At 69.9% G+C, this 23171-nt stretch carries 14 protein-coding genes and 2 pseudogenes; 9 read left to right on the top strand and 7 right to left on the bottom strand.

Annotated elements, in window-relative coordinates; all coding sequences use genetic code 11:
- Positions 1-30 precede the first annotated feature (30 nt).
- The 5 genes from ACIQRL_RS14245 (at position 31) to ACIQRL_RS14225 (ending at position 6764) form a co-directional block, all read left to right on the top strand.
- Positions 31-288: a hypothetical protein gene (locus ACIQRL_RS14245; protein ID WP_401331305.1), complete on the top strand. Its 258-nt coding sequence runs from the start codon at positions 31-33 to the stop codon at positions 286-288.
- 459 nt (positions 289-747) lie between these two features.
- The gene (locus tag ACIQRL_RS14240) at positions 748-1200 is read left to right on the top strand and encodes a hypothetical protein (RefSeq protein ID WP_401331303.1); all 453 of its coding nucleotides are present in this window, start codon (positions 748-750) and stop codon (positions 1198-1200) included.
- A 23-nt stretch (positions 1201-1223) separates the two neighbouring features.
- The gene (locus ACIQRL_RS14235) at positions 1224-1574 is read left to right on the top strand and encodes a hypothetical protein (RefSeq protein ID WP_401331301.1); all 351 of its coding nucleotides are present in this window, start codon (positions 1224-1226) and stop codon (positions 1572-1574) included.
- Between the two features lie 7 nt (positions 1575-1581).
- Positions 1582-5934, top strand: coding sequence for a DUF6531 domain-containing protein (locus ACIQRL_RS14230; protein WP_401331299.1), 4353 nt, complete (start codon positions 1582-1584; stop codon positions 5932-5934).
- A gap of 20 nt (positions 5935-5954) precedes the next feature.
- A complete protein-coding gene (locus ACIQRL_RS14225; protein WP_401331297.1) occupies positions 5955-6764 on the top strand; it encodes a colicin immunity domain-containing protein in 810 nt (269 codons plus the stop codon).
- Between the two features lie 338 nt (positions 6765-7102).
- On the opposite strand, the gene ACIQRL_RS14220 is transcribed toward ACIQRL_RS14225, so the two are convergent.
- Positions 7103-8554 carry a M1 family metallopeptidase gene (locus tag ACIQRL_RS14220; RefSeq protein WP_401331295.1) on the bottom strand — a complete coding sequence of 484 codons (1452 nt, stop codon included), beginning with the start codon at positions 8552-8554 and terminating at the stop codon, positions 7103-7105.
- A 161-nt stretch (positions 8555-8715) separates the two neighbouring features.
- On the opposite strand from ACIQRL_RS14220, the pseudogene ACIQRL_RS14215 reads away from it, so the two are divergent.
- Positions 8716-9765, top strand: a pseudogene (locus ACIQRL_RS14215) (ISAs1 family transposase); the annotation flags it as partial.
- 147 nt (positions 9766-9912) lie between these two features.
- Here the strand turns inward: ACIQRL_RS14215 and ACIQRL_RS14210 are convergent.
- Together ACIQRL_RS14210 and ACIQRL_RS14205 are read right to left on the bottom strand one after the other, a co-directional pair.
- Positions 9913-10401: pseudogene (locus tag ACIQRL_RS14210) on the bottom strand (ISAzo13 family transposase); the annotation flags it as partial.
- A gap of 607 nt (positions 10402-11008) precedes the next feature.
- The gene (locus ACIQRL_RS14205; protein WP_401331293.1) at positions 11009-12241 is read right to left on the bottom strand and encodes a magnesium and cobalt transport protein CorA; all 1233 of its coding nucleotides are present in this window, start codon (positions 12239-12241) and stop codon (positions 11009-11011) included.
- A gap of 146 nt (positions 12242-12387) precedes the next feature.
- On the opposite strand from ACIQRL_RS14205, the gene ACIQRL_RS14200 reads away from it, so the two are divergent.
- Positions 12388-13494 carry a winged helix DNA-binding domain-containing protein gene (locus ACIQRL_RS14200; RefSeq protein WP_401331291.1) on the top strand — a complete coding sequence of 369 codons (1107 nt, stop codon included), beginning with the start codon at positions 12388-12390 and terminating at the stop codon, positions 13492-13494.
- 248 nt (positions 13495-13742) lie between these two features.
- On the opposite strand, the gene ACIQRL_RS14195 is transcribed toward ACIQRL_RS14200, so the two are convergent.
- From ACIQRL_RS14195 to ACIQRL_RS14185, 3 genes are all read right to left on the bottom strand, one after another.
- A complete protein-coding gene (locus tag ACIQRL_RS14195) occupies positions 13743-14534 on the bottom strand; it encodes a S1 family peptidase (RefSeq protein WP_401331289.1) in 792 nt (263 codons plus the stop codon).
- Between the two features lie 748 nt (positions 14535-15282).
- Entirely contained in the window at positions 15283-18132 is a 2850-nt protein-coding gene (locus tag ACIQRL_RS14190; protein ID WP_401331287.1) for an ATP-binding protein, read from the bottom strand.
- Between the two features lie 151 nt (positions 18133-18283).
- Entirely contained in the window at positions 18284-19135 is an 852-nt protein-coding gene (locus ACIQRL_RS14185) for a response regulator transcription factor (protein WP_401331285.1), read from the bottom strand.
- 102 nt (positions 19136-19237) lie between these two features.
- Between ACIQRL_RS14185 and ACIQRL_RS14180 the strand changes: the two genes are divergently transcribed.
- Positions 19238-20968 carry an AMP-binding protein gene (locus ACIQRL_RS14180; protein ID WP_401331283.1) on the top strand — a complete coding sequence of 577 codons (1731 nt, stop codon included), beginning with the start codon at positions 19238-19240 and terminating at the stop codon, positions 20966-20968.
- Positions 20969-20973: 5 nt separating this feature from the next.
- Positions 20974-22572 carry an AMP-binding protein gene (locus tag ACIQRL_RS14175; protein ID WP_401331744.1) on the top strand — a complete coding sequence of 533 codons (1599 nt, stop codon included), beginning with the start codon at positions 20974-20976 and terminating at the stop codon, positions 22570-22572.
- Between the two features lie 67 nt (positions 22573-22639).
- Here the strand turns inward: ACIQRL_RS14175 and ACIQRL_RS14170 are convergent.
- A partial coding sequence (locus ACIQRL_RS14170; protein WP_401331281.1) for a hypothetical protein occupies positions 22640-23171 on the bottom strand: 532 nt, incomplete at its 5' end.

The following is a 23171-nucleotide window of genomic DNA, read 5'->3' as shown; positions in this document are numbered from 1 at the left end:
CCGTTTCCGTCGGGTGGCTCGACTGCGGGCTTGAAGATGACGTACGCCGATCTGGCGGAAGTCGACGAATACGTCACAACGGTCATCAGGTTTGTGGAACGCGGTATTTTCAAGCCGTCGCCGGCCGATGTCCTGTCGATCCTCGACGAGCTCATGGAGCGGATCGGTCAGCTCGGTGCAGAATCTTCGGGCAAGGACCTGGAAGTCGCGCGAGCGCAGCATGCGTACGCAGCATTGATGGCCCTCGTGTACCGGAAGTTCCTTGAAGTGGCTCATCCGGCTGGGTAGGGGAGTGGCTTTCCTGTCTTACATGTCGACGGGATGACTGAAACGGTGACGGCAACGTCAGCGGGCAGATGATGGGGCGGTGGCATTTCGGGGCCACCGCCCTTTCCCGTGAGCGTCACTGCTTCACGGGATGGCCGGCCGAATGCGTGACCGTGATGTCACTTTCGCCGGTTCCCGGGGGCGGTGTCGGGTAGGGCTGCGCGTCGGCTGTTGGGTCAAGGCCCCCACCAGCCTGCCCCAACGGGCCATGCCACCAAGGCCAGAACCGAGAAGCCGATCAACGGCTACGAAAGTCTTGTCAGAGCCGAACGTCCTACAGTCCCCCTGGCGGTCGCGTTCCCGCCGCCCGAGGACCCCACCGTCCTGGATCGGGCCCTCGCCGCGCGAGATGCTCATCCGACTCTCCGAGCTGTCACCGCATTCTGGGACAGTTCCAACTCACCAGAGCGCGTTCGGTGGATGCTTGCGGCAGTCGCCCTCCCGCATCTCACGGCCCTGCCGGCCGTTTGGCCGCTCATCCATCGCCGTCTTGACGATCCAGACACCCTCAATGCGTTCCTGCACCAACTGACGCGCATGCCCGCTCCGCCGGGCAGTTGGCCAACGGCCGTCGCCGCGCTGCCCCAACGCGATCTTGCGGACTTCTACCGGCTGCTCGTCCACCACGTCGGTATCGACGCCATCGTCAATCGCCCGCTGCAATCCGGGTTCGTCGGCGACGACGACCGGCTGCGCGACATGGCCCGCACCCTGCCGAACATCCTCGCCCACAAAGGAACCCTGGATGCCGCCGCTGAACTGCGCACCCTCTCCGAGGAGTACGCGGATGGCAAGACGCCGCTGCAGACGACTTCCTGCCGGAACGGTGGCCATCTTTACTTCCCCTTGGTTTTCACCATGCCTTGTCCATAACCGCACTCACTACGGTCGTTGGGTTGGCATGTGCACAGAGTGAACTACGGGGGCTGGGCAGAGTGTCGGACCTGAAGAAGGAAGCGGAGTCGCTGGACAGGGCGGCCACGGCGTTGCGCAAGGTGCCGCATCGCACGGCCAAACCCTTGCACGCGTTCAAGGAGGAGTCGAACGACCTCGGCGCACTCGGCACGCTCGGCTCCCTGCTCGGCGCCACGGACGACATACGCGACGGCATGCACACCCTGGCCCGGCTGACGCACGTCCTGGAGGAGGAGTGGCAGGCTGAAGCGAAGCTGATGGGCGAAGTCTCCGACGCCTTCGACGTGTTGGACGTGCTCCTCGCCGCGGCGACCCGCGGCAAGAGAGGCTGAGCCGCCAGTGGTCGACCTCAACCCGCTGCATTACGTCAACAAGTTCAACCACATGTTCGGCGACGACATCGCCAGCGGCCTGGAGTTCCTGGGAATCTCCGACCCGGCAGTGGACCCGGACGGTGTCCGCGCGATCGCCACGAAGTGGTGGCACCTGGCCGCAGCACTCGACGACGCGGCCGTAGACGCCGAACGAGCAGTCGCGCACGTGGCGTGGGAGGGCGAGACGGCCAAGGCGTTCCACAAGCGCGCCAGGAACGTCCGCACGAATGCCATGGACATGGCGGACTCCCTACGGGAAGGCGCCAAGGCGCTGGACGACTTCGCCCACCAAGCGCACGAGATGCTCTCCGAGATCGGTGTGATCCTCGCAGAGATTGCCGAGTTCGAGATCGCGGGCCTGGCCCTGTCCATCCTGACCGCGGGGGCCTCGGAGGTGGCCTCCACCCTGATGGCCGGCGAGCGGGCACTGAAGGTCGTTGCGCTGGTCGGCCGGATCGAGGAGGAGGGTACTGCGCTGGGCATCGCTGTCCGCTCCGTCATGGAAGCCATCCGCGCTGTGGAACGTGCCCTGAAGGCACTCAAGGAGATCAGGGCGATCGCCTCGGTGGGCAAGATGGCGAGCGAGGGTGTGAGACTCTCCGCTTTCCAGACACTGCTGGAGGATCCGGGCGCATTCAAGGACCCGGACAAGCTGGCCGGCATCCTGACCGAGGGCGCAGTCATGGGCGTCGGCCTCGGTGTGCTGGGCAAGGCTCTCGGCAAGGGCTTGAAGGGACTCAAGCCCAGCGAACTGTCCAGGCTGAGCCGGGCGTTGAAGTTGGACGGTTCGGGGCTGTCCCGATTGAAGCTGCGACCCGGGGAATGGGAGAAGGTGCCCGCCTCCATCCGGGCGTTGTTCAAGAAATGCAAGCTTGACCCGATCGACGTGGCCACCGGCGACATGCTCTTGCAGCAGACCGATGTGGAGCTGCTCGGTGCCCTGCCGCTGGTACTGGAGCGCACTCACGTGTCCTCCTTCCGATGGGGCGGCTGGTTCGGTCCGTCATGGGCGTCAACCCTCGACCAGCGCCTCCAGGTCGACGGCGACGGCGTCATCTACGCCGCGCCGGACGGTTCCCGCTGCGTCTATCCGATGCCGGAACCCGACGACGTGGGGCTCGTTCATCCCGAGGCAGGCCGGCGGTGGCCGCTGGGCTGGGACGACGAGGTGGACGGCGCGCTGCGCGTGACCGACCCGGACAGCGGGCTCAGTTACGTTTTCCACACCCCGCGCCCCACCGACGACGGTGAAGCGGTCGACCTGCCGCTCCAGGCGATCGTGGACCGCAACGGGCAGCGCATCACTGTCCACTACACCGACGACGGCACCCCCGTCGAGGTCGCGCACAGTGGCGGCTACCGCATTGCTGTCGACCGTCACAGGGACCTGCCACGCGTCGCGGCGCTCCGGCTGCTTGACCCGCAACGACCCAAGGCCGCGGGAACACTGCTGGTCTCCTACGTCTACGACGACGCGGGTAACCTCTCCGGAGTCGTCAACTCCTCTGGGCGGCCCCTCGGGTTCACCTACGACGAGGCCGGTCGGATCACCTCGTGGACCGACCGCAACGACACCACGTACAACTACACGTACGACGAACGGGGCAGAGTCGTTCGCACGGGCGGCAGCGGCGGTTTTCTCTCCGGAACGCTCAGTTACGACGATTCCACCCGCACCACCACGGTCGTCGACTCACTGGGACACGCCTCGCGATACGAGCACAACGAGGCACTGCGCCTGGTTCGCGAGACCGACCCCCTCGGTCATGTCACCCGCCAGGAGTGGGATGACGACAACCAACTGACCGCCGTCATCGATCCGCTCGGACACACCACTCGGTACGGCTACGACGAGCACGGACGGGTCGTGGCGGTCACCCGCTCGGACGGTCGGACAACTGCCGTCGCGTACAACGACCTCGGACTACCGGCGACGGTCAGCGAGGCCGATGGGACGAAGTGGCGCCGGGAGTACGACGAACGCGGAAATCTCACCAGTGTCACGGACCCGGTCGGAGCCACAACCCGGTCCACGTACAACTCGGCCGGTCATCTCACCACGGTCACGGACACGCTCGGCCACGTCACCCGTGTTCGCTGCAACCCCGCCGGACTCCCGGACGACATCACCGATCCGCTCGGTGCGACGACGCGGTACGAGCGGGACGCGTTCGGGCGGCCGGTCGCGGTCGCAGATCCGCTCGGCAATGTGACACGTCTGGAGTGGACCGTCGAAGGTGGACTGGCTCGGCGCGTCATCCCCGATGGCAGCACCGAGTCGTGGACCTACGACGGTGAGGGCAACTGCACCGCCCACACCGACACGTTGGGCGGGGTCTCCGGCTACGAGTACACCCACTTCGATCTGCCAGCCGCTCGGACCGGCCCGGACGGGGCGCGTTACACCTTCACCCACGACACCGAACTGCGCCTTGTCCAGGTCACCAACCCGCAGAGCCTGACCTGGACGTACGCGTACGACCCGGCTGGGCGCCTGATATCGGAAACGGACTTCGACGGCCGCACGCTCAGCTACAGCCACGACGCGGGTGATCGGCTCACCGCCCGGTCGAACGCCCTCGGCCAGATCACTCACTTCGCTCATGACGAGCTCGGGCAGATCGTCCGGCAGTCGGTGGACGGCGTCACCACCACCTTCGCCTACGATCCGTCGGGTCGACTCACCCAGGCCGTTGCCCCCGGCGCGCGGGTCGATCAGCGTCACGACCCCCGTGGGCGTCTGCTGTCCGAGACTGTCAACGGCCGTTCCATATCCTACAGTTACGACCCGCTGGGTCGCCGTACCCACCGCACCACCCCGAACGGCGCCACCAGCGAGTGGTCCTACGACGCTGCGGGCAATCCGACTCGGCTGACGACCGTCGGCCGTACGGTCGACTTCGCGTACGACACGGCCGGCCAGGAGACGACCAGGCATGTCGGCGCCGCGATCAGCGTCGCCAACACTCTCGACGGGCTGGGCCGCCTGACCCTCCAGACGGTCACCGGCGCAGGCGGGCGCTCGGTCCGGCGGCGCGCCTACGACTACCGTGCGGACGGCAATCTTGTCCGGCTCGACGACCAGCGTGAAGGCGTACGCCGCTTGGATCTGGACCCGGCCGGACGGGTCACCGCCGTCCACGCGAGGGGTTGGTCCGAACGCTACGCATACGACTCCGCGGGGAACCAGACGGATGCCTCCTGGCCCGCGTCGCATGCCGGCGCGGAAGCCGCTGGTGCCCGGACCTACTCGGGGACCCGTCTCACCCGTGCCGGAGGCGTCCGCTACGAGCACGACGCCCTTGGGCGCGTCGTCCTGCGCCAGAAGACCCGCCTGTCCCGAAAACCGGACACGTGGCGGTACACGTGGGACGCGGAGGACCGTCTGGTCTCGGTGATCACGCCGGACGGCACGTGCTGGCGCTACCTCTACGACCCCCTGGGCCGACGGATCTCCAAGCAACGGCTGGCCGCGGACAGCGCGTCGGTCGCCGAGCAGGTCGACTTCATCTGGGACGGCACGACCCTCTGCGAACAGACCACCACGTCGACGGACCTGCCGAACGCGGTCACCGTCACCTGGGACCACCAGGGCATACGCCCCATCGTTCAGGCCGAACGCATCGCGGCCGTCGACTCGCCCCAGGAAGAGATCGACGCCCGGTTCTTCGCCATCGTCACCGACCTGGTCGGTACTCCCACCGAACTCCTCGACGAAAGGGGCGACATCGCCTGGGAGGCCCGCTCCACGCTGTGGGGCGCAACCACATGGGCGGCGAACAGCACCGCCTATACACCCTTGCGCTTCCCGGGCCAGTATTTCGACCCGGAAACGGGCCTCCATCACAACTTCTTCCGCACCTATGACCCCGAATCCGGCCGGTACCTCACACCGGATCCCCTCGGCCTCGCACCTGCGGACAACCCGAACAGCTACGTTCACAACCCTCAGACCTGGACCGACCCGCTCGGACTGGCCCCCTGCCTGAGAGGCAGATGGGCGGACAAGGCTGATTTCTCGAGCCAGAAGGTGATGAGCAAGAAGTTCCATGCACACGCGAAAGACTTCCTGGACAACCCCGGAAACCTCAATGGGGCCAATCTCAAGGCATTCCAGAAAGCGATGCAGGAGCACATGACGGCTCCCGGCACCAAGATCTTCCGGTACAGCTATCGTAAACAAGGGCAGGCGGTGGGTTTCATCGATCCGCAGTCACTCAAGATGGTCATGCTCCGCACGGACGGCCGATTCTGGTCGGCCTTCCAGCTGAACAAGAACCAGTTCGCGGACATCGTGCGGCGGGGGTTCCTGTGGTGAACGAAACAGAGCGACAGCACATGAACGACAACAGACTGGTCAACCTCGTCCTCTCCGGACCGCGATCCTTCAACCCTGAGTGGATCGCGGAGGGCGGCAAGCAGGTCGTGCCGCTGCCCTCCCACGCACGCATGGATGAGCACCTGGCGAGCCGGTTCAGCGCAGGATCCAGGAGAACGGGCCACACCTATGTCATCGCGAGCCGCCTGAGCGATGCCGCCGCCGGACGGCCGGAGATCGAGATCCCTTCGACTCAAGAGCGCATCCTCCAGCAGGTCCCGTGGCGGGACGAGAGCTTTGTGCTCGCCCTTCCCGACCTCTCCGGTGCGCTGCTCGTGACGGACGAAGGCTATTCCTTGATCGGTGGAACCCGCGACTTCCTCAGGCATAGCATCCCCGAAGGCGTCGATCAGGCGATCGTCGACTTCAAACGGTACGCGAAACGCACCGGCCCCGGCCATCCGGCGCTGTCCGACGTCTCGAAAGCGTTCCAGCCACGCGAGGTGGCGTGGGCGTCGAAGAGGGACGTCGCGGCCGGATCCGCCACCGCGGAACAAGTGTCGCTCATGGAGTCCTTCGCAGCCGGCCGGATCAGCGCGGAGGAGTTCGCGCAGTCATGGCTGGCCGCTCGACGACGGGCCCTGGATCTGCGCGAACGTTTGCGAGAACCCTTTTCCAGAGTTCTGGACCAGGTCTTCTACGCACTCGACGACTACGTCATCGATCCAGGGCTCCGAGATGCGGACGACGTGACCAACGAAGAACTCCAGGCGATCGTCCGTGACCACCTGGCCGAACTCCGGTCCCTCGACCTCCGCGGAGCCTCCTGATCGGTTGTACTGAAAGGGGGCTGCCGATCGGCTATGTACTGGCCAGGACCACACCGGTTCTCGTTCACAATTGCCCTTCCGGTATCGACGAGCCAACTACGGATATTTACCGAATGTCACCGGATGAGGTGGGTACAAGCGAGCTGGATAATGGATTGGACCCCCAGAATTTTCCCAGGACGGATGACGGTGAATCTGACGGGGCTGCGCACTTCGGGAATGAACCTCGCGTGAAGGGCTGGGTAAAGAATGGGGGAAAGGGGTCTTCGGGTCAGGGGTTCAAGGTAACTGTGCCGACGAGATGGCTCGAACCATTCGAATCCTTCGATGGTGCGACTTCAGCGGATGCGGTGCTTCCGCCAGAAGGGGCCGAGGTCCCTGTGCGTCATCGACTGTGCGGCCTTCTTGAAGTCGACGGTGGTGGAGACGCCGTACCAGTGGTCGTGGGCGTACTTCTTGATGAGGCGCGCCATGGTGCCGGCCCCGAGGACGTGCTCCAGGTCGGCCAGGACGCAGGGGCCGATCCCGTACACGACCTGGAAGTACTCGCCACGGTGTGTAGACCAGTAGGCCATCGAGTTGGTGAGCGCGGCGGTGGCGCTCGGCCAGGAGTCGTCCGGCGAGCACTCGAACCCGTCCCAGCGGTAGTAGCGCGCGTTGGCGTACTGAGCGAAACTCTCGTCCAGCCAGGGTGAGTTGTACTCGTCGTTGCCCACGACGCCGTACCACCACTGGTGGGCGATCTCATGGACGGTGGCGCCACCCTCCGAATCGGTGCCGAGGATGACCAGGCCGGGGTACTCCATGCCGCCGGCGAACCCGGGGGTCATCACGAGGTCTATCTCGCCGTACGGATAGCGGCCGAACTCCCTGCCGAACCGGTCGATGGCGGCGACGCCGTCCTTGCGGTTGAGGCGGACACCGGCGGCGGGCGTGTTCGGCGACCAATACGACTTCACGCGCACGCCGTCGGGCGAGGTCTGGGTCGCGGTGCGGAACGGGCCCGCCGCCCATGCGAAGTCCCGCACCCGCTTGGCGACGCTGTGGGTGACCGTACGCCCGGTACCGCCGGGGCGGGTCCAGGTCCATGTGCTGCCGGTCGCCGGGACCTTGAGGGCGGACGGGTGGTCGAGGCGCACCCGGAAGTCGCTCGCCAGGGTGTAGAAGCTCTCGCCGTACGACACATACGGATCGAGGTGCCACCCCCTCGCGTCGTGCACGGCGAGGACCGGCAGCGCGTTGCCCAGGAAGCGGAACGCGCCTTCGCGGCCGAAGCGGTTGTTGCGTGCGGGCACGGTGAGGGCCACGTCGAAGGAGACGGCCGTCCGCTCACCGCGTGCGAGCGGCCTCGGCAGAGCGATGCGCAGCGCCGTGCACTTCACGCCGGGGCGGCCCGGAGTGCCGCCGCGCACGTGGGAGACGCGGACGGGGGACGGTCTTCCGGATGTCCCGCAGCCGTCCTCGCCATTGCCCCACAGGCGTATGTACACCTCACGCAGGGGCCGGCTGGAGGCGTTACGGAAGGACACCGTCTGCCGGCCCGCCCAGTGGGAGCCGTCGCCATCGGCGCGCAGCTTCACGTCGTAGCTGGGGCGGTCAGGCGTCGCGGGTTCGGCCGCTCTCACCGCGGCGCCGGGCGTCGGGCCGGACGGCGTGCCGGCCTCGGCCACGGTGGAGCCTGCTGTCGCGAGCATCGCGAGCAGGGCGACCAGCAGACGGCGACCGGTTCTTGAGGGACCCGTGGGCGACGAAGGCAACGAAGGCATGGCGGACGACACGACAGATGACATGCCAGCGGATCTTGTCACAGGGTTCCCCACGGCCGACACAGGCCCGCGCGAAGAGGGGAGGTCGGCTCCGCTTGGGCGGCGAAAATGCCAGGGTACGCAGGGGATGTTCGCTGTACGTTGGCGCACAGTAAGGATCCCGGTTCAACCCATTCGCCTTCGTCCTCTCCCTGGCCGCGTGCGCGGTCCTGGCCGGAGCGAAGTCCCTGGCCGCGATCGCGGAGTGGGCCGCCGACGCCCCGCCCAACGTCCTGGCCCGGCTCGGTGGCCCATGCCGGGAGCCGGACCGCGGCCCCGTCGCCCCGGCCGAGGCCACCGTGCGTCGTGTCCTCCAACGCATCGACGGCGACGCCCTGGATACAGCCGTCGGAAGTTGGCTCGCCGGGCGCGAACGCGCCGCTGGCCAGGAGGAGAACGACAGCGACCGGCGGCCCCTGCCCTCCCTCGCCGTGGACGGCAAGACCGTGCGCGGTGCCCGCCGCACCGACGGCACCCAGGTCCATCTGCTCGCCGCGATGACGGGGACCGGCCTGGTCACCGCCCAGCGCGAGGTGGACGCCACGACCAACGGGATCACCGTCTTCCAGCCCCTGCTTGCCCCGCTCAACCTGCACGGCACGGTGGTCACCTTCGACGCCCTCCACTCGCAGACCGCCCACGCGTGCTTCCTCGTCGAGGACAAGCACGCCCACTACATCGCGCTGATCAAGGGCAATCAGCCCACCCTGCACCAGTGGCTGAAGGCCCTGCCATGGCGGGAAGTGCCACTCCTGGACAAGACGCGGGCCACCGCGCACGGCCGCGACGAGATCCGCCGGATCAAGGCCGCCGCCGTCGCCGGGATCGCGTTCCCACACGCGGTGCAGGCCGTCCAGATCGTGCGCCGCCGACGGATCGTCACCACCGGCAAGGTCACCCTGGAACGCATCTACGGGGTGACCGACCTGACCGCGGAGCAGGCCGACGCAACCGAGATCGCCCGCCGCGTCCGCGGCCACTGGGGCATCGAGAACAAGATCCACCACGTCAGGGACACCACGTACGCCGAGGACGCCTCCCGCGTACGCACCGGCACCGCTCCACGTGCCATGGCATCCCTGCGCAACCTGGCCATCGGCGCTTTCCGACTCGCCAACCAGACGAACATCGCCGCTGGACTCCGCCACCACACCCGCGACGCCAACCGTCCACTGATCACCCTCGGCATCATGTGATCAACCAGGACACATCACCTGAAGGACGCGGCCCTGCAATAGGAGGAGCCCCGACGGATTACTTTCGGTGGGGCTCCTGGGGTGTCTGACGGCAGTAGTTGACGGCAACGTCAGCGGACGGGTGCTGCACGAACGGGTAGTCCGTCGCCGCCGCTGGGGGTCCCGGGCGGCATGCTGACCGCCCTCGAGTGTCTTGGCCTCGGCCTGCAGGCGGAAGCCCTCCTGTCGCAGCAGGTCGGCGACGGTGTCCGCGCCGCTCCGGTGCCCCTGGCGGGACAGCTCGGCGGCCAGTGTGCGGGTCGACTTGGTCGTCCACCGCATCGGCGACATCGGATTCCCGCCCTCGTCCGGCTCGACCAGCTGCAACAGCGCGGTCCGCAGCCCGGGATCGAGGTCTGCGAGGTGTTCGCGCCCACCGCCCGGCCGCCGCACCCGCCCCAGCAGGGACTGGCCCGCTTGCAGGTCGGACACCCCTTTGCGGACTGTTGTGTCACTCCGCCCGGGCCACGGCCCGGACACAGCAATGTCCCAGACCGTGGGCCTCCGCCGCCATCAGTAACGTCGCTGCCGCTCGTCCAAATGCGGGAACAACACCGCCAACTTCACGGCAAGTTGCTCACGAGTCTCGTCCGGGATGCGCGTACGACACCAACGAGCCCCAGCTCCGAAGGCAACACCCTGATGATCGGCAGGCCCGAAGTGGTCGCGTGCGGAGACGGGGGTGCCACCCGGGCTGGCCCCCATGGCCTGTTGAGTGGTCACCCCAGACGCAGGCATGAAGCCCTGGCGAGCTCACAGCAGGCTGCCGGCCGAGGGTGTCTGCTCTGTTGCTGACTCCGTGGGCACGGTGTCTATGGCGAGTTGCTGAAGCTCCGCGACTGGCGTCGCTCGGCCGGACGAGACTTGCGACGGGTCAGGGCGTTCTGACCCTGGGGCCTGTCGGGGACGGCAATTGCATGGAGGCCACTGTCTGTGATGCGCTGCAGGGTCGGCGGGCTCTGCAGGGAGCACTGCACAGGAAGCCGGGCGGGCTCGTTGCGGCGGGTGCAAGGCGCGGACTGTCATCCGTTTCTCCCCGGATTCTCCCCAGAGCTTGCCGACGCCCAAAAAGGGCTGGTCACGGGCCTGTCGGGGACAGGGCGAGGAGATCACTCGCATCACTTCTCCCCAGAGCCGGTCAGGGCCCCGCTTCGGTGAAGTGCGAGAGTGAACAGTGGAAACTCCGCGAGGGTGAGTGCCAACCCTAGAGCCAGTCCCGGCGCTTGAAAATTACGTACAAACTGGCGCAAACCACGCCCATCAAGCCGATAGCGAAGGGGTATCCGAAGCGCCAGCCCAGCTCCGGCATGTTCTCAAAGTTCATGCCGTAGATGGTTCCTACGAGTGTGGGAGCAAACAGAATCGCCGCCCAGGACGAGATCTTCTTGATCTCCTCGTTCTGTTCGAAGCCCGCCTCCGCCAACGCCCGCATCTCGGCGTTCTGTTGCTGGGTGACCAGCGTCGCGTTGACGGTCAGGATGTCGGTGAGGGCCTGGCGGAAACCGTCGACGCGCTCGCTGGTGTGGGTGACGTGGTCGGCGACGTCGCGGAGGTAACGCTGGAGTTCCTCGTCCGTGCGGTACTTGGCGAAGCCGGCCATCAGGCTGTGCAGCATGCCGACCAGTGGGCGGGTGGCGCGCTGGAACTCGACCATCTCGCGGGAGAGTTCGTAGATACGGCGGGACACCGCGGGGTCGCCGCGGAAGACCTCGGTCTCGATCTCGTCGATGTCGTTCTGGACGCCGGTGACCACCGGGGCGTACCCGTCGACGACGGAGTCGAGGATCGCGTACAGGACCGCCTCCGGTCCGAGTCTCAGCAACTCCGGGCTGTCCTCCATGCGGCGGCGCACCGCCGAGAGGTCCGGTGCCGCGCCGTGCCGGACCGTGATCACGAAGTCCGGTCCCACGAACACGTGCAGCTCGCCGAAGTCGACCTCCTCGACCGCGTCCAGATAACGGGCGGCGCTCAGCACGACGAAGAGCGTCTCGCCGTAGCGCTCCAGTTTCGGACGCTGATGCGCCTCCATCGCGTCCTCGACGGCCAGCGGATGCAGGTCGAACTCGGCGGCCAGCGAGTGGAGTTCGGCCTCGGTCGGACGGGCCAGGCCGATCCACGCCATGCCGTCCGGCTGCTCGCGCAGCGCCCGGAAGGTGTCGGCCAGCGTCGCGGGCGTCGACACCCGCACGCCGTCGCGGTACAGCGCGGACTGGACGACGCTCGCGACCTCGGCGGGCTCGGGCGCGGGAGGCGAGTCGTGCGGCGCCGGAGGCTGCGGGGGCGGCGCGGACGGCGGAGTCAGGGCGCGCCGCCAGAGAGACCTCCGCGAAGCCCCGGCGCTCCGCGATTCTCCGGAGCCCCTCGTCTCCGCGGAGCCGTCCGTGTCCCTCGTGCTCTTCCGGTTCTTCGAGGCTTGGCGGTCGCGTCGCTCGGACATCGCGGCTGCCTCCAGGGTCGAACGTACGTCTGTGTGATCACCGAGCAGGATATACGGGGCAAAGGGTCCGTGAGTGGTCGGCGGCATCGGTATCGGGTGAGAGTTGCGGACAGAACGTGTCCGCAAGCGGCGCTAGCGTGCCGGGCATGACGAAGACGACCGCGACGGCTCCCGTGCTCGGCACCCGCGCCCTCAACCGCGCGACCCTCGACCGTCAGCTCCTGCTGCGCCGCTCCCCGCTGTCCGCGACGGCCGCCGTCGAGCACCTCCTCGGCCTCCAGGCACAGAACGTGAAGCCGCCGTACTACGCCCTCGCAGCCCGGCTGGACGGCTTCCGGCCCGATCGGTTGTCGGCCGCCATGGGAGCCCGCGAGGTCGTCCGGATCGTCACCATGCGCTCCACCATCCACACCCATACCGCCGAGGACGCCCTCACCCTGCGTCCGCTGGTGCAGGCCGCGCGCGACCGCGAGCTGGGCCAGTTCCGCAAGGGGCTCAACGGCGTGGACCTGGACCGGCTCGCCGTCATCGGCCGTGAGCTGGTGGAGGCCGAGCCGCGCACCATGAAGGAGCTGCGCGAGGCGCTGCTCGCCGAGTGGCCGGACGCCGACCCGTTCGCCCTGTCCGTCGCGGCCCGCTGCACCCTGCCGCTTGTCCAGGTCACCCCGCGCGGTCTGTGGGGCCGCAGCGGCCAGGTCGCTCTCACCACCGCCGAACACTGGCTCGGCCGCACCGCCGAGCCCGCCCCGGCACCCGACGCGACCGTGCTGCGCTATCTCGCCGCCTTCGGGCCCGCCTCGGTCAAGGACATGCAGACCTGGGCCGGGCTGACCCGGCTCCGCGAGGTCTTCGAGCGGCTCCGGCCAGGCCTGGCGACGTTCCGTGACGAGAGCGGTGTGGAGCTCTTCGACCTTCCCGACGCGTCCCGGCCCGACGCGGACACCCCCGCCCCACCCCGCTTCCTGCCCGAGTTCGACAATCTGCTGCTGTCCCACGCCGACCGCTCCCGGATCGTCCCCGCCGACCTCAAGGGGCGTACCTGGCAGGGCAACCAGGCCTACCGCGCCCTGCTCGTCGACGGATTCCTGTCCGGCCTGTGGAAGCTGGAGGAGGGCGCGCTGGTCGTCGAGCTCTTCGGCAGGCTCACGAAGGCGCGGCGGGACGAGGTCGCGGCGGAGGGGGAGCGCATGCTCGCGGCGATGCACGAGGGGGAGGGGTATGACGTCCGGTTCGGTACGGTCGCACGGTCCTGAGGCGCTGTCGCGGGGTGCGGCCCAGGTGCCGGCGGACGGTTGGGGGGCTGCGGGGAAGCAGCCGTCCGCCGGCAAGTGTGCTGGGCCACCGAAACGGAGACCGAGGGGGAGTCCGCGGCGGTACCGAGGTGGATCCGTGGGAGGCCGTGGGGGAGGCCCGAGTGGATGAGGGGCGTTGCGGGCCGCTCGTGGAGGCTCGCAACGCCCCTCGGCTTATACCTGAGGGGTACTCAGGAGATCATGGGTTACTACGAGTTGACCTGCGTGGTCACCAGGCTGGAGAACGTGGTCAGGCGGGTGTAGACGCCGGGGTAGCCGGCCTCCGCGCAGCCCTCGCCCCAGGAGGTGATGCCGGCCAGCACCCCGCCGATGAGCAGCGGGCCGCCGCTGTCGCCCTGGCACGTGTCGACGCCGCCCGCGGTGTAGCCGGCGCAGACCATGTCGGAGGCCACGTAGTCGGAGCCGTACGAGCTCGCGCAACTGGAGTCGGACACGATCGGGACGGTCGCGGTCCGGAGCTGGTTGGACGAGCTGCCGTTCTCCGAGGTGGTGCCCCAGCCGACGATGCGGGCCGTGGTGCCGGTCGCGTACAGGCCGGTGTCCGAGGTGGCGACGTACTTCGCCGGGGTGTACGACATCGACGTCGACAGGGTCAGTACGGCCACGTCGTCGCCGTTGGTGGCGTCCGTGTAGTCGGGGTTGATCCAGATCTTGCTGACCTTGCTGACGGTGCCGTTCGTGCCGCTGAGGTACGTTCTGCCGCCCACCACGCGGATGCTGCTCGTGCTCTCGCCGGCCATGCAGTGGGCGGCGGTCACGACCTTGTTGGCGGCGACGAGGGTGCCGCCGCAGAACTGGTTCTGCGAGGCGTCGGTGATCTGCATCATGAACGGGTACGCGGTCGTGGTGGTCGTCGTGCCGCCGACGATGGGCTGGGGGGCGGCTGCGGCGGAGGGGGCGCCGAGCAGCGTGGTCGCGGCGGCTGCGGCGGTCGCCGCGCAGACGGCGGCGGTCTTTTTGACGCGGTTGAGCCCGAACATCGGTCTCCTTGAAAGTTGCCGGTGGGGGGACGCACGGGTGTGGGGGGTGAGTCACGACGCCTCTGGGTGAGGTGTCGTGTGCCCGAGCGAGCGGCACGCCCACACGCTAGGGCGTGGGACCGCTCCCTCCCAATGAGGGAACCCCCTAGTGGAGATGGGGGAGGGAAAACCCTTGCCCGGAGCGAGCGGTGTTTGACGCGGGCGCCGTCCGGTTGGTCCCGGCCCTGGGGCCCCGTCCGTCCGACGCCCGTTCACCCGGAGGAGTCACCCAGGAGCTCTACCGCCCCGGCCCGCGGCTGTACCGTCCCAGGCCGAAGCGTCACCGTTCCGGCCCGAAGTCTCACCGGTCCGGCCGCTTCCCGCCCCGGACCGTGTCACCGTTCCCGGCCTGCGGCCTCAGGGGTCTTCCGGCTTCCCGCCGGATGCCGCGTCACCGTTCCCGGCCTGCGGCTTCCCGGGCCTTCCGGCTTCCCGCCCCGGACCGTGTCACCGTTCCCGGCCTGCGGCCTCAGGGGCCCTGCGCCTTCCCGGCGGAGTCCGCGTCGCCGTTCCCGGCCGCGGTTCTCACGAGTCCGCCCGGCTCCGGACGGGGTGGGGCCAACCGTTCCCGGCCCGCGGCCGCGTCGCCGGTTCGGGGCCGACCCCACCGGCCCGAACCCTTCCCGCCGGAGGCCGCTTCACCCTTCCGGCGGGTCGGCCGTCCCGTCGAGCGGGGCGGACCCTCCACGCCGTCGGCCGTTCGCGGGTCTCAGTCGGGTCTGCGCTCCGCCGCCAGACGGACGATGTCGACCCGCGACCGTATCCCCAGTTTCCGGTACACCCGGGTGAGGGTGGCCTCCACGGTCTTGACGCTGATGAACAGCCGCGCGGCGATCTCGCGGTTGGTGGCACCCTCCATGACGAGGGCGGCGACCTGTCGCTCGGTCGCCGCGAGGGTGCCGAGGGCGGCGGAGGCGAGCGGCGGCGCGGCCGGCGGAGGCGCGGACGCCGTCTCGACCTGACGCAGCCACGGCAGCGCACGGCACCTGCGGAACAGGCGGGCCGCCTCGTCGTAGGTCGTGGGCCCCGGGACGGGGGTCCCCCCGGCCCGAGGGGAGCCGAGGGCTGGGGAGAGGGTGCGCAGACCGGCGAGGGCGTACGCGGCACGGGCCTCCTCCAGACCGTAGCCCAGCTTGGCGAGGCGTTCCTGCGCGGAGGCCAACTGGCGCTCCGCCGGACCCTGTTCGCCGCGCGCGGCTCGGACCAGGGCCTCGGCCCGGTCGAGCACGGCGAGCACGCTCTCGCGTTCCAGCCGCAGCGCGCGTCGGCGGGTCACATCGATGACGTCCTGCGCCTCCGCTGTCTCGCCGATCCTGACCAGGGCCTCCGCGAGGTCCCCGTGCCAGCGGCCGCGGGCGGGGTCGATGACACCGAGTCCCTCCTCCAACTCCCGTACCCGGCGCAGGGAGTGGACCGCGGCGGACGCGTCCCCGGCGACGAGCTGGGCGTGCCCGAGGGCGCCGAGCGCGCGCGAGAGGTAGACCAGGTCGCCGTCCTCCTCGGCGCGGTCCACGGCCTCGTGGGCGAGGGCGAGCGCCCGGTCCACGTCACCGCCCGCCGCCTCGGCGAGCGAGGTGAACATGGCGGTGGCCGCCTCGCCGATGCCGGTGTCGCGGGCCAGCCTGAGGCTCTCCCGGGCCAGGTCGAGGGCGCGACCGCAGTGCCCGGAGCGCAGTTCGGTCTCGGCGAGGCCGCGCAGGAAGTGCAGCTCGCTCTCGACCATGCCGCGCCGCTGCACCTCGCGCAGCAGCGCGGTGATGGCCGTACGGGCCTCGGCGAGCCGGTCACCCATGATGAGCCAGCGGAAGCGGGCGGCACCGGCGCCGTTGTGGTCGCAGGCGACGCGCGGGTCCTGCGGCTCGCGCATCGCCCGCTGGATGGTCGACGGCGCGTCCGGGTGCCCCATCAGGGTCTCCATCTGCGCCTGGAAGCCGAGCGCGAGGAGTTCCGTGCGCCGGTCCCCGGCGCGGGCCGCGAGCCGCGCGGCCCGCGCGGCCTCCTCGCGGGCCGTGGTCATCTCGCCGTCCATGAGCAGCGCCCGCCAGGCGAGTTGGTAGCGGACGAGGGCGACCAGGCCGGGGTCGTCGCCCGCGTCGGCGAGGGCCTGCGGGAAGACGGCGTCGATCTCCGACATGGCCTGTCCGGCGGCGTCGACGACGACCATCCAGGCCCGGACCCGGTCGGCGGGGGCGGTGGCCCGGGACAGCACCTGGCGCGCGATGTCCCGCGCGAGGTCCGTCTCCCCGGCCGTCAGCGCGTCCTCGGCCGCCTGCAGGCGCCGTTCGTCCGGGCCCGGCCGGGTGTCGGCCGGGGTGTGCCGGGCGGCGAGCAGCCCGAGCCCGACCGCTACGGAGGGGGCGCCGCGGTCACGGGCGGCGGCCGCGGCCTCGCCGAGCCGGGCGGCGACCGCGGGGTCCGTGCCGGTGGTGGCCAGGGCCAGGTGCCGGGCCCGTTCGATGGGATCGGAGGCCGCCCGGGACAGCGCGGCGTGCGCGGCCCGCCGCTCCTGGGCGTCGGCCTCCGCGTACAGGGCCGCCGAGACGAGGGGGTGCGCGAACCGTATGCCCGGTGTCTCGCGTTCCGTGGCGAGAAGTCCGAGCGCGGCGGCCGAAGCCGTCTCCGCCTCCGCGTTCTCCCGGCCCGCGGCGTGCAGCAGGGCCAGGGTCGGGCGGGCTCCCGCGCTCACCACCAGCAGGGTGCGGCGGGCCTCGGCGGACAGCATGTCCAGCCGGCTGAGGACGAGCGCGCGCAGTGACGTCGGTACGGGGAGCGGCTCGCCCGGACTCGGCCGGGTCGGGGACTCGGCGAGGGCGCGGCCCAGCTCCAGCGCGAAGAGCGGGTTGCCGCCGCTGGTGCGGTGGATGTCGCGCACGGTGGAGCGGGGCAGGCCGGTGTAGCCGCGCTGTCCGAGGAGTTCGGCCACCTGGGCGCGGGCCAGCGGCGCGATCCGCAGGGCCAGGGTCTCCGGCACGGACGCGCGGAGGAAGCGGTCGTGGTCCTGTGCCTGCGGCTCGGTGTCCGTACGGACCGCGCAGAGCATGCGGACCGGTGTGCCGCCGAGCCTGCGGGCGGCGAAGCCGAGCAGTTCGGCGCTGGCCGGGTCGAGCCACTGCAGGTCGTCGGCGACGATCAGCACCGGCCCCTGGGCGGCGAGGGCGCGGAACGCCGACAGCACCGCGAGCCGCAGCGCGAGACCGTCGCGCTGGAGGGTGGATTCGCCGCGGCCGGTGAGTGCCGACTCCAGGGCGGTGCGCTGCGGGGCGGGCAGCCGGTCGGCTATCTCGTCGACGACCAGACCGAGGAGGTCCGCCAGCGCGAGGAAGGGGAGATGGGATTCGGACTCGGTGGCCGAGCACCGCAAGACGGTCCGTGCCGATTCGGCGCATTCGGCGGCCAACGCCCGCAGGACGGTCGACTTTCCTATTCCCGCCGGTCCGTGCACGAGCACACTGCCGCCGCCGGAGAGCTGCTCACGGGCCGCGGCGAAGAGTTCCTCCCGGCCGATGACCAGGTCGGGGCGCGGTCTCGCAGGTTCCTTGAAGTCCCCTCGCACGGTCACCGCTCCCCTCGTGTGTCGTGTCCTGGCCAATATTAGGCAATGTCTCTTTGAATTTCGGACAGTTTGGGTGGTGAGGGAAATAACAATGGTCGCGCATAAGTCATTTCAGGGTCCGGACGGTTGAATGGCCAGCGCCGGACCGGGTGGTCCGCTAGGGCAGCACACCGGCCCGGCGCGCGGCGACGACCGCCTCCAGACGGGTGTGCGCGCCGAGCCGGCGCATCGCCGAACGCAGATACCCCTTCACGGTCTCCGGACGGAGCCCGAGCCGCTCGGCGGCGGCCGCGTTGGTCGCGCCCGTCGCGACACAGGCGAGGACGTCCAGCTCGCGCGGAGCGAGTCCGACCTCGCGCGGCACCCCCGCGGGCGGAGCCGCCGCGTCGGCCAACCGGCCGCACACGGAGAGGAGTTCGGCCCGCAGCTCCGGGTCGGCGATCCGCGGGGCCAGCGCCCGCAGGGTCCCGTGCGCCTCGCGCACCTCCTCCCACGCCGCGCCTCCCCGTTCTCCCGTCGCGGGGCCGGGCGCGCGGACGACACCGAGCAGCTCGCGTGCCTCGTCCCGGACGACCAGCGCCTGTTCCACGTCCCGGGCCGCCGCGACGGCCGCCCCCAGCGTGCGGTCGCCCAGGGGCTGGGCCGTCCGCAGGGCGCCGTACAGCACCCCGCGCACCCGGCGCCGTACGACCACGGGAACCGCGAGGACGGAACACAGCCCCTCCGTCGCCACCGCCGTGTCGTACTCGTGGCTGATCTGCCGCGAGGCCGGGTAGTCGCTCACCGCGCAGGGCCGGGCCAGGGCGACCGCCTTGCCGCCCAGGCCGTTGCCCGAGGAGACGGCGAGCGCGCTCAGCGCGGGCGTCGCCGTACCGCTCAGCTCGCTGATGCGCACCAGCCGGCCGCCGGAGTCGGCCAGGCCGCCGAAGGCCACGGGCAGCCCCGTGGCTCGTCGAAGCCGCGCCAGCGCGGAACGCACTTCCACCGACTCGGCCGTGTCTGCCGCCACCCGCCCTCCCCTTCATCGCGACGCACCCCCCGTTCGGGGGTGGTGGGACCTGCATCACGGAATACACGATGGTAGGCGGCGGTCCGGCAACGAGGAGGACACATGACGGCGACAACGGGCAGGGCGGACGCGTTCCGCGCCGCACGGGACTTCCTGCTGGAGCACCGCGCGGACTACGCCACGGCCTACGAGGGCTTCGGCTGGCCCCGCCCGGAGCACTTCAACTGGGCTCTCGACTGGTTCGACGTCATCGCGCGGGACAACGACCGCACCGCCCTGCACATCGTGGAGGAGGACGGCGAACGTGTCGAGGTCTCGTTCGCCGCGATGTCCGAGCGTTCCGACCGGGTGGCCAACTGGCTGCGCGCCCGGGGAGTACGGGCCGAGGACCGCATCCTCGTCATGCTCGGCAACCAGGTCGAGCTGTGGGAGACGGCCCTCGCCGCGATGAAACTGCGCGCCGTCGTCATCCCGGCCACCCCGCTGCTCGGCCCGGTCGACCTGGCCGACCGGATCGAACGCGGCCGGGTGCGGCACGTCGTCGTCCGGGCCGAGGACACCGCGAAGTTCGACGCCGTACCCGGGGACTACACCCGGATCGCGGTCGGCGGCCCCCGCCCCGGCTGGCAGGCGTACGAGGAGACGGCCGCCGCCGACGCCGCCTTCGAGCCGGACGGCCCCACCCACGCGGACGACCCCCTGATGCTCTACTTCACCTCGGGCACCACCGCCCGGCCCAAGCTGGTGGAGCACACCCACGTCTCGTACCCGATCGGCCACCTGGCCACCATGTACTGGATCGGGCTGAAGCCCGGGGACGTCCATCTGAACATCTCCTCACCCGGCTGGGCCAAGCACGCCTGGTCGAATCTCTTCGCGCCGTGGAACGCGGAGGCGACCGTCTTCCTGTACAACTACACCCGCTTCGACGCGGCCGCTCTGATGGCCGAGATGGACCGGGCCGGCGTCACCACCTTCTGCGCCCCGCCCACCGTGTGGCGCATGCTCATCCAGGCCGATCTGAGCCTGCTGCGGACCCCGCCGCGCGAGGCCGTCGCCGCGGGCGAGCCGCTGAACCCCGAGGTCATCGAGCAGGTCAGGCGCGCCTGGGGCGTCACCATCCGGGACGGCTTCGGGCAGACCGAGACCGTCATCCAGGTGTCGAACAGCCCCGGCCAGCTGCTCAAGACCGGCTCCATGGGCCGGCCCAGCCCCGGCTTCCGCGTCGAGCTGCTCGACCCGGTCTCGGGCGCGCCCGGAGCGACGGAGGGGGAGATCTCCCTCGACCTGTCCGAGCACCCCGTGGGCCTGATGACCGGCTACCACGGCGACCCCGACCGTACGGCCGAGGCGATGGCGGGCGGCTACTACCGCACCGGGGACATCGGCTCGCGCGACGCCGACGGCTACATTACGTATGTCGGCCGGCGCGACGATGTATTCAAATCATCTGACTACAAGATCTCGCCCTTCGAGCTGGAGAGCGCGCTCCTGGAGCACGAGGCGGTCGCCGAGGCCGCCGTGGTCCCGGCCCCCGACGAACTGCGCCTCGCCGTCCCGAAGGCGTACATCGTCCTCGCCGCCGGCTACGAACCGGGCCCCGACACCGCCAAGCTGCTCTTCGAGCACTCCCGCTCGGTCCTCGCGCCGTACAAGCGCCTCCGCCGCCTGGAGTTCGGCGAACTTCCCAAGACCGTCTCCGGCAAGATCCGCCGGATCGAGCTGCGCGAGGCCACGGCCGTCGGCTCGGACGCCGAGTACCGCGAGATCGAGCTGCGCGAGGCCACGGCCGTCGGCTCGGACGCCGAGTACCGCGAGGAGGACTTCCGGTGAGTGAACTGTCGTACGCGCACGGGACGAGCGGCACCGCACTGCTCGGCGACACCATCGGGGCCAACCTCGACCGGGCGGTCCAGGCCTGGCCGGACCGCGAGGCGCTCGTCGACGTGCCGTCCGGGCGGCGCTGGACTTACGCCCAATTCGGCGCGGACGTCGACAGGTTGGCGTCCGCGCTGCTCGCCGGTGGCATCGCCAAGGGCGACCGGGTGGGCATCTGGGCGATCAACTGCCCGGAGTGGGTGCTCGTCCAGTACGCCACCGCCCGCGTCGGCGCGATCATGGTGAACATCAATCCGGCCTATCGCACCCACGAAGTGGAGTTCGTCCTCAACCAGGCCGGAATCTCACTGCTCTTCGCCTCCCTCAGCCACAAGGGCAGTGACTACCGGACGATGGTCGAGGAAGTGCGGGGCAGATGCCCCCGGTTGCGCGAGACCGTGTACATCGGCGACCCGGGCTGGGACGCGCTGGTGAGGCGTGGGACCCCCGACCTGTACGAGGAGTTGCGCGTCCGCGGGACCGAGCTGTCCTGCGACGACCCCATCAACATCCAGTACACCTCGGGCACGACGGGTTTCCCCAAGGGAGCCACGCTCTCCCACCACAACATCCTCAACAACGGCTATTTCGTGGGGGAGTTGATCGCCTACTCTGAGCAGGACCGGGTGTGTGTCCCGGTGCCCTTCTACCACTGCTTCGGCATGGTGATGGGAAACCTGGCCGCCACCTCGCACGGCGCCTGCATGGTCATCCCGGCCCCGTCGTTCGACCCGGCGGCGACGCTGAGGGCCGTACAGCAGGAGCGGTGCACGTCGCTCTACGGCGTACCCACCATGTTCATCGCGGAGTTGAACCTCCCGGACTTCGGGGCGTACGACCTGTCGACCCTGCGCACCGGCATCATGGCGGGCTCGCCCTGCCCGGTCGAGGTGATGAAGCGGGTGGTCGCCGAGATGCACATGGAGGAGGTCTCCATCTGCTACGGCATGACGGAGACCTCGCCCGTCTCGCTCCAGACCCGCCGGGACGACGACCTGGAACACCGCACCGGCACGGTCGGCCGGGTCCTGCCGCACCTGGAGGTGAAGGTCGTCGACCCCGTGGCCGGGGTGACGCAACCCCGCGGCACCGCAGGGGAGTTGTGCACCCGCGGCTACAGCGTGATGCTCGGCTACTGGAACGAGCCCGAGAAGACCGCCGAGGCGGTCGACGCGGGGCGCTGGATGCACACGGGCGACCTCGCCGTGATGCGCGAGGACGGATACGTCGAGATCGTCGGCCGCATCAAGGACATGATCATCCGGGGTGGCGAGAACATCTACCCGCGCGAGATCGAGGAGTTCCTGTACGCCCACCCGAAGATCGCCGACGTCCAGGTGGTCGGCATCCCGCACGAGCGCTACGGCGAGGAAGTGCTCGCCTGTGTCATCCCGCGTGATCCGGCCGACCCCCTCACCCTGGACGAGCTGCGCGCCTTCTGTGAGGGCCGGCTGGCGCACTACAAGATCCCCAGCCGGCTGCACGTCCTGGAGACCTTCCCGATGACGGTCTCGGGCAAGGTGCGGAAGATCGAACTGCGGGAGACGTACGGGGAATAGGCGCCCGGGGTGCCCGCGCCCGTGTACGTGTCCCGCACCGGCCCCTGCCGCCTCCCCTGCCCGGCGGTCAGCCCGTGACGGCGATGAGCTCGTCCGCCGGGCTGTTCACCGGCTGGGGGGTGCCCGTGAGGTCCAGGACGAAGAGGGGGACGCCGAGGGTGTCGGCGCGGGCGCGGGCGTCGTCGGCGTACCCCGCCAGGGAGAAGAACACACAGTCCGCCGACTCCGTCATGGCGGTCAGCCACAGGCACTCCACGTCGCGCAGCGAGGCCGGTCGTACGGTGGGGTCCACCTGGGCCAGGATGCCGCGCGCGGCGAGCCCGATCCCGGACGGGGGCCGCTGGTCCGCGCGCCGGATGTCCCGATAGCCGAGCCAGCCCAGATACAGCGCGGCGGCGGTGACGGCGTCGCGTGCGGTACGGATGGTGACCGGCCGGAACGCCGGCCGACCCTCGGCCTGGGCGCCGCGCCCAGGCCCACCGGCGCCCCGGACCCCGCCGCCCCGGCCCGAGCCCGGGCCCTGTCCCCGCGAGGCACCCCGAGCCGAACCCACCTCGATGTCCCGCCCCCGGTCCGCGCCGCGCCCGCTGTCCCGGGGG

Origin of the sequence: Streptomyces sp. NPDC091209 (assembly GCF_044757755.1) — a bacterium.
Lineage (GTDB): Bacteria > Actinomycetota > Actinomycetes > Streptomycetales > Streptomycetaceae > Streptomyces.
Note: the sequence above shows the minus strand (reverse complement) of the source record. Positions and strands in the feature narration are given on the sequence as shown.

Excerpts from the sequence above, each read along its gene's own strand:
- ACIQRL_RS14240 (WP_401331303.1), top strand. The coding sequence starts at position 748 with ATGCTTGCGGCAGTCGCCCTCCCGCATCTCACGGCCCTGCCGGCCGTT.
- ACIQRL_RS14225 (WP_401331297.1), top strand. The coding sequence starts at position 5,955 with ATGAACGACAACAGACTGGTCAACCTCGTCCTCTCCGGACCGCGATCC.
- ACIQRL_RS14220 (WP_401331295.1), bottom strand. The coding sequence starts at position 8,554 with ATGTCATCTGTCGTGTCGTCCGCCATGCCTTCGTTGCCTTCGTCGCCC.
- ACIQRL_RS14205 (WP_401331293.1), bottom strand. The coding sequence starts at position 12,241 with ATGTCCGAGCGACGCGACCGCCAAGCCTCGAAGAACCGGAAGAGCACG.
- ACIQRL_RS14200 (WP_401331291.1), top strand. The coding sequence starts at position 12,388 with ATGACGAAGACGACCGCGACGGCTCCCGTGCTCGGCACCCGCGCCCTC.
- ACIQRL_RS14195 (WP_401331289.1), bottom strand. The coding sequence starts at position 14,534 with ATGTTCGGGCTCAACCGCGTCAAAAAGACCGCCGCCGTCTGCGCGGCG.
- ACIQRL_RS14180 (WP_401331283.1), top strand. The coding sequence starts at position 19,238 with ATGACGGCGACAACGGGCAGGGCGGACGCGTTCCGCGCCGCACGGGAC.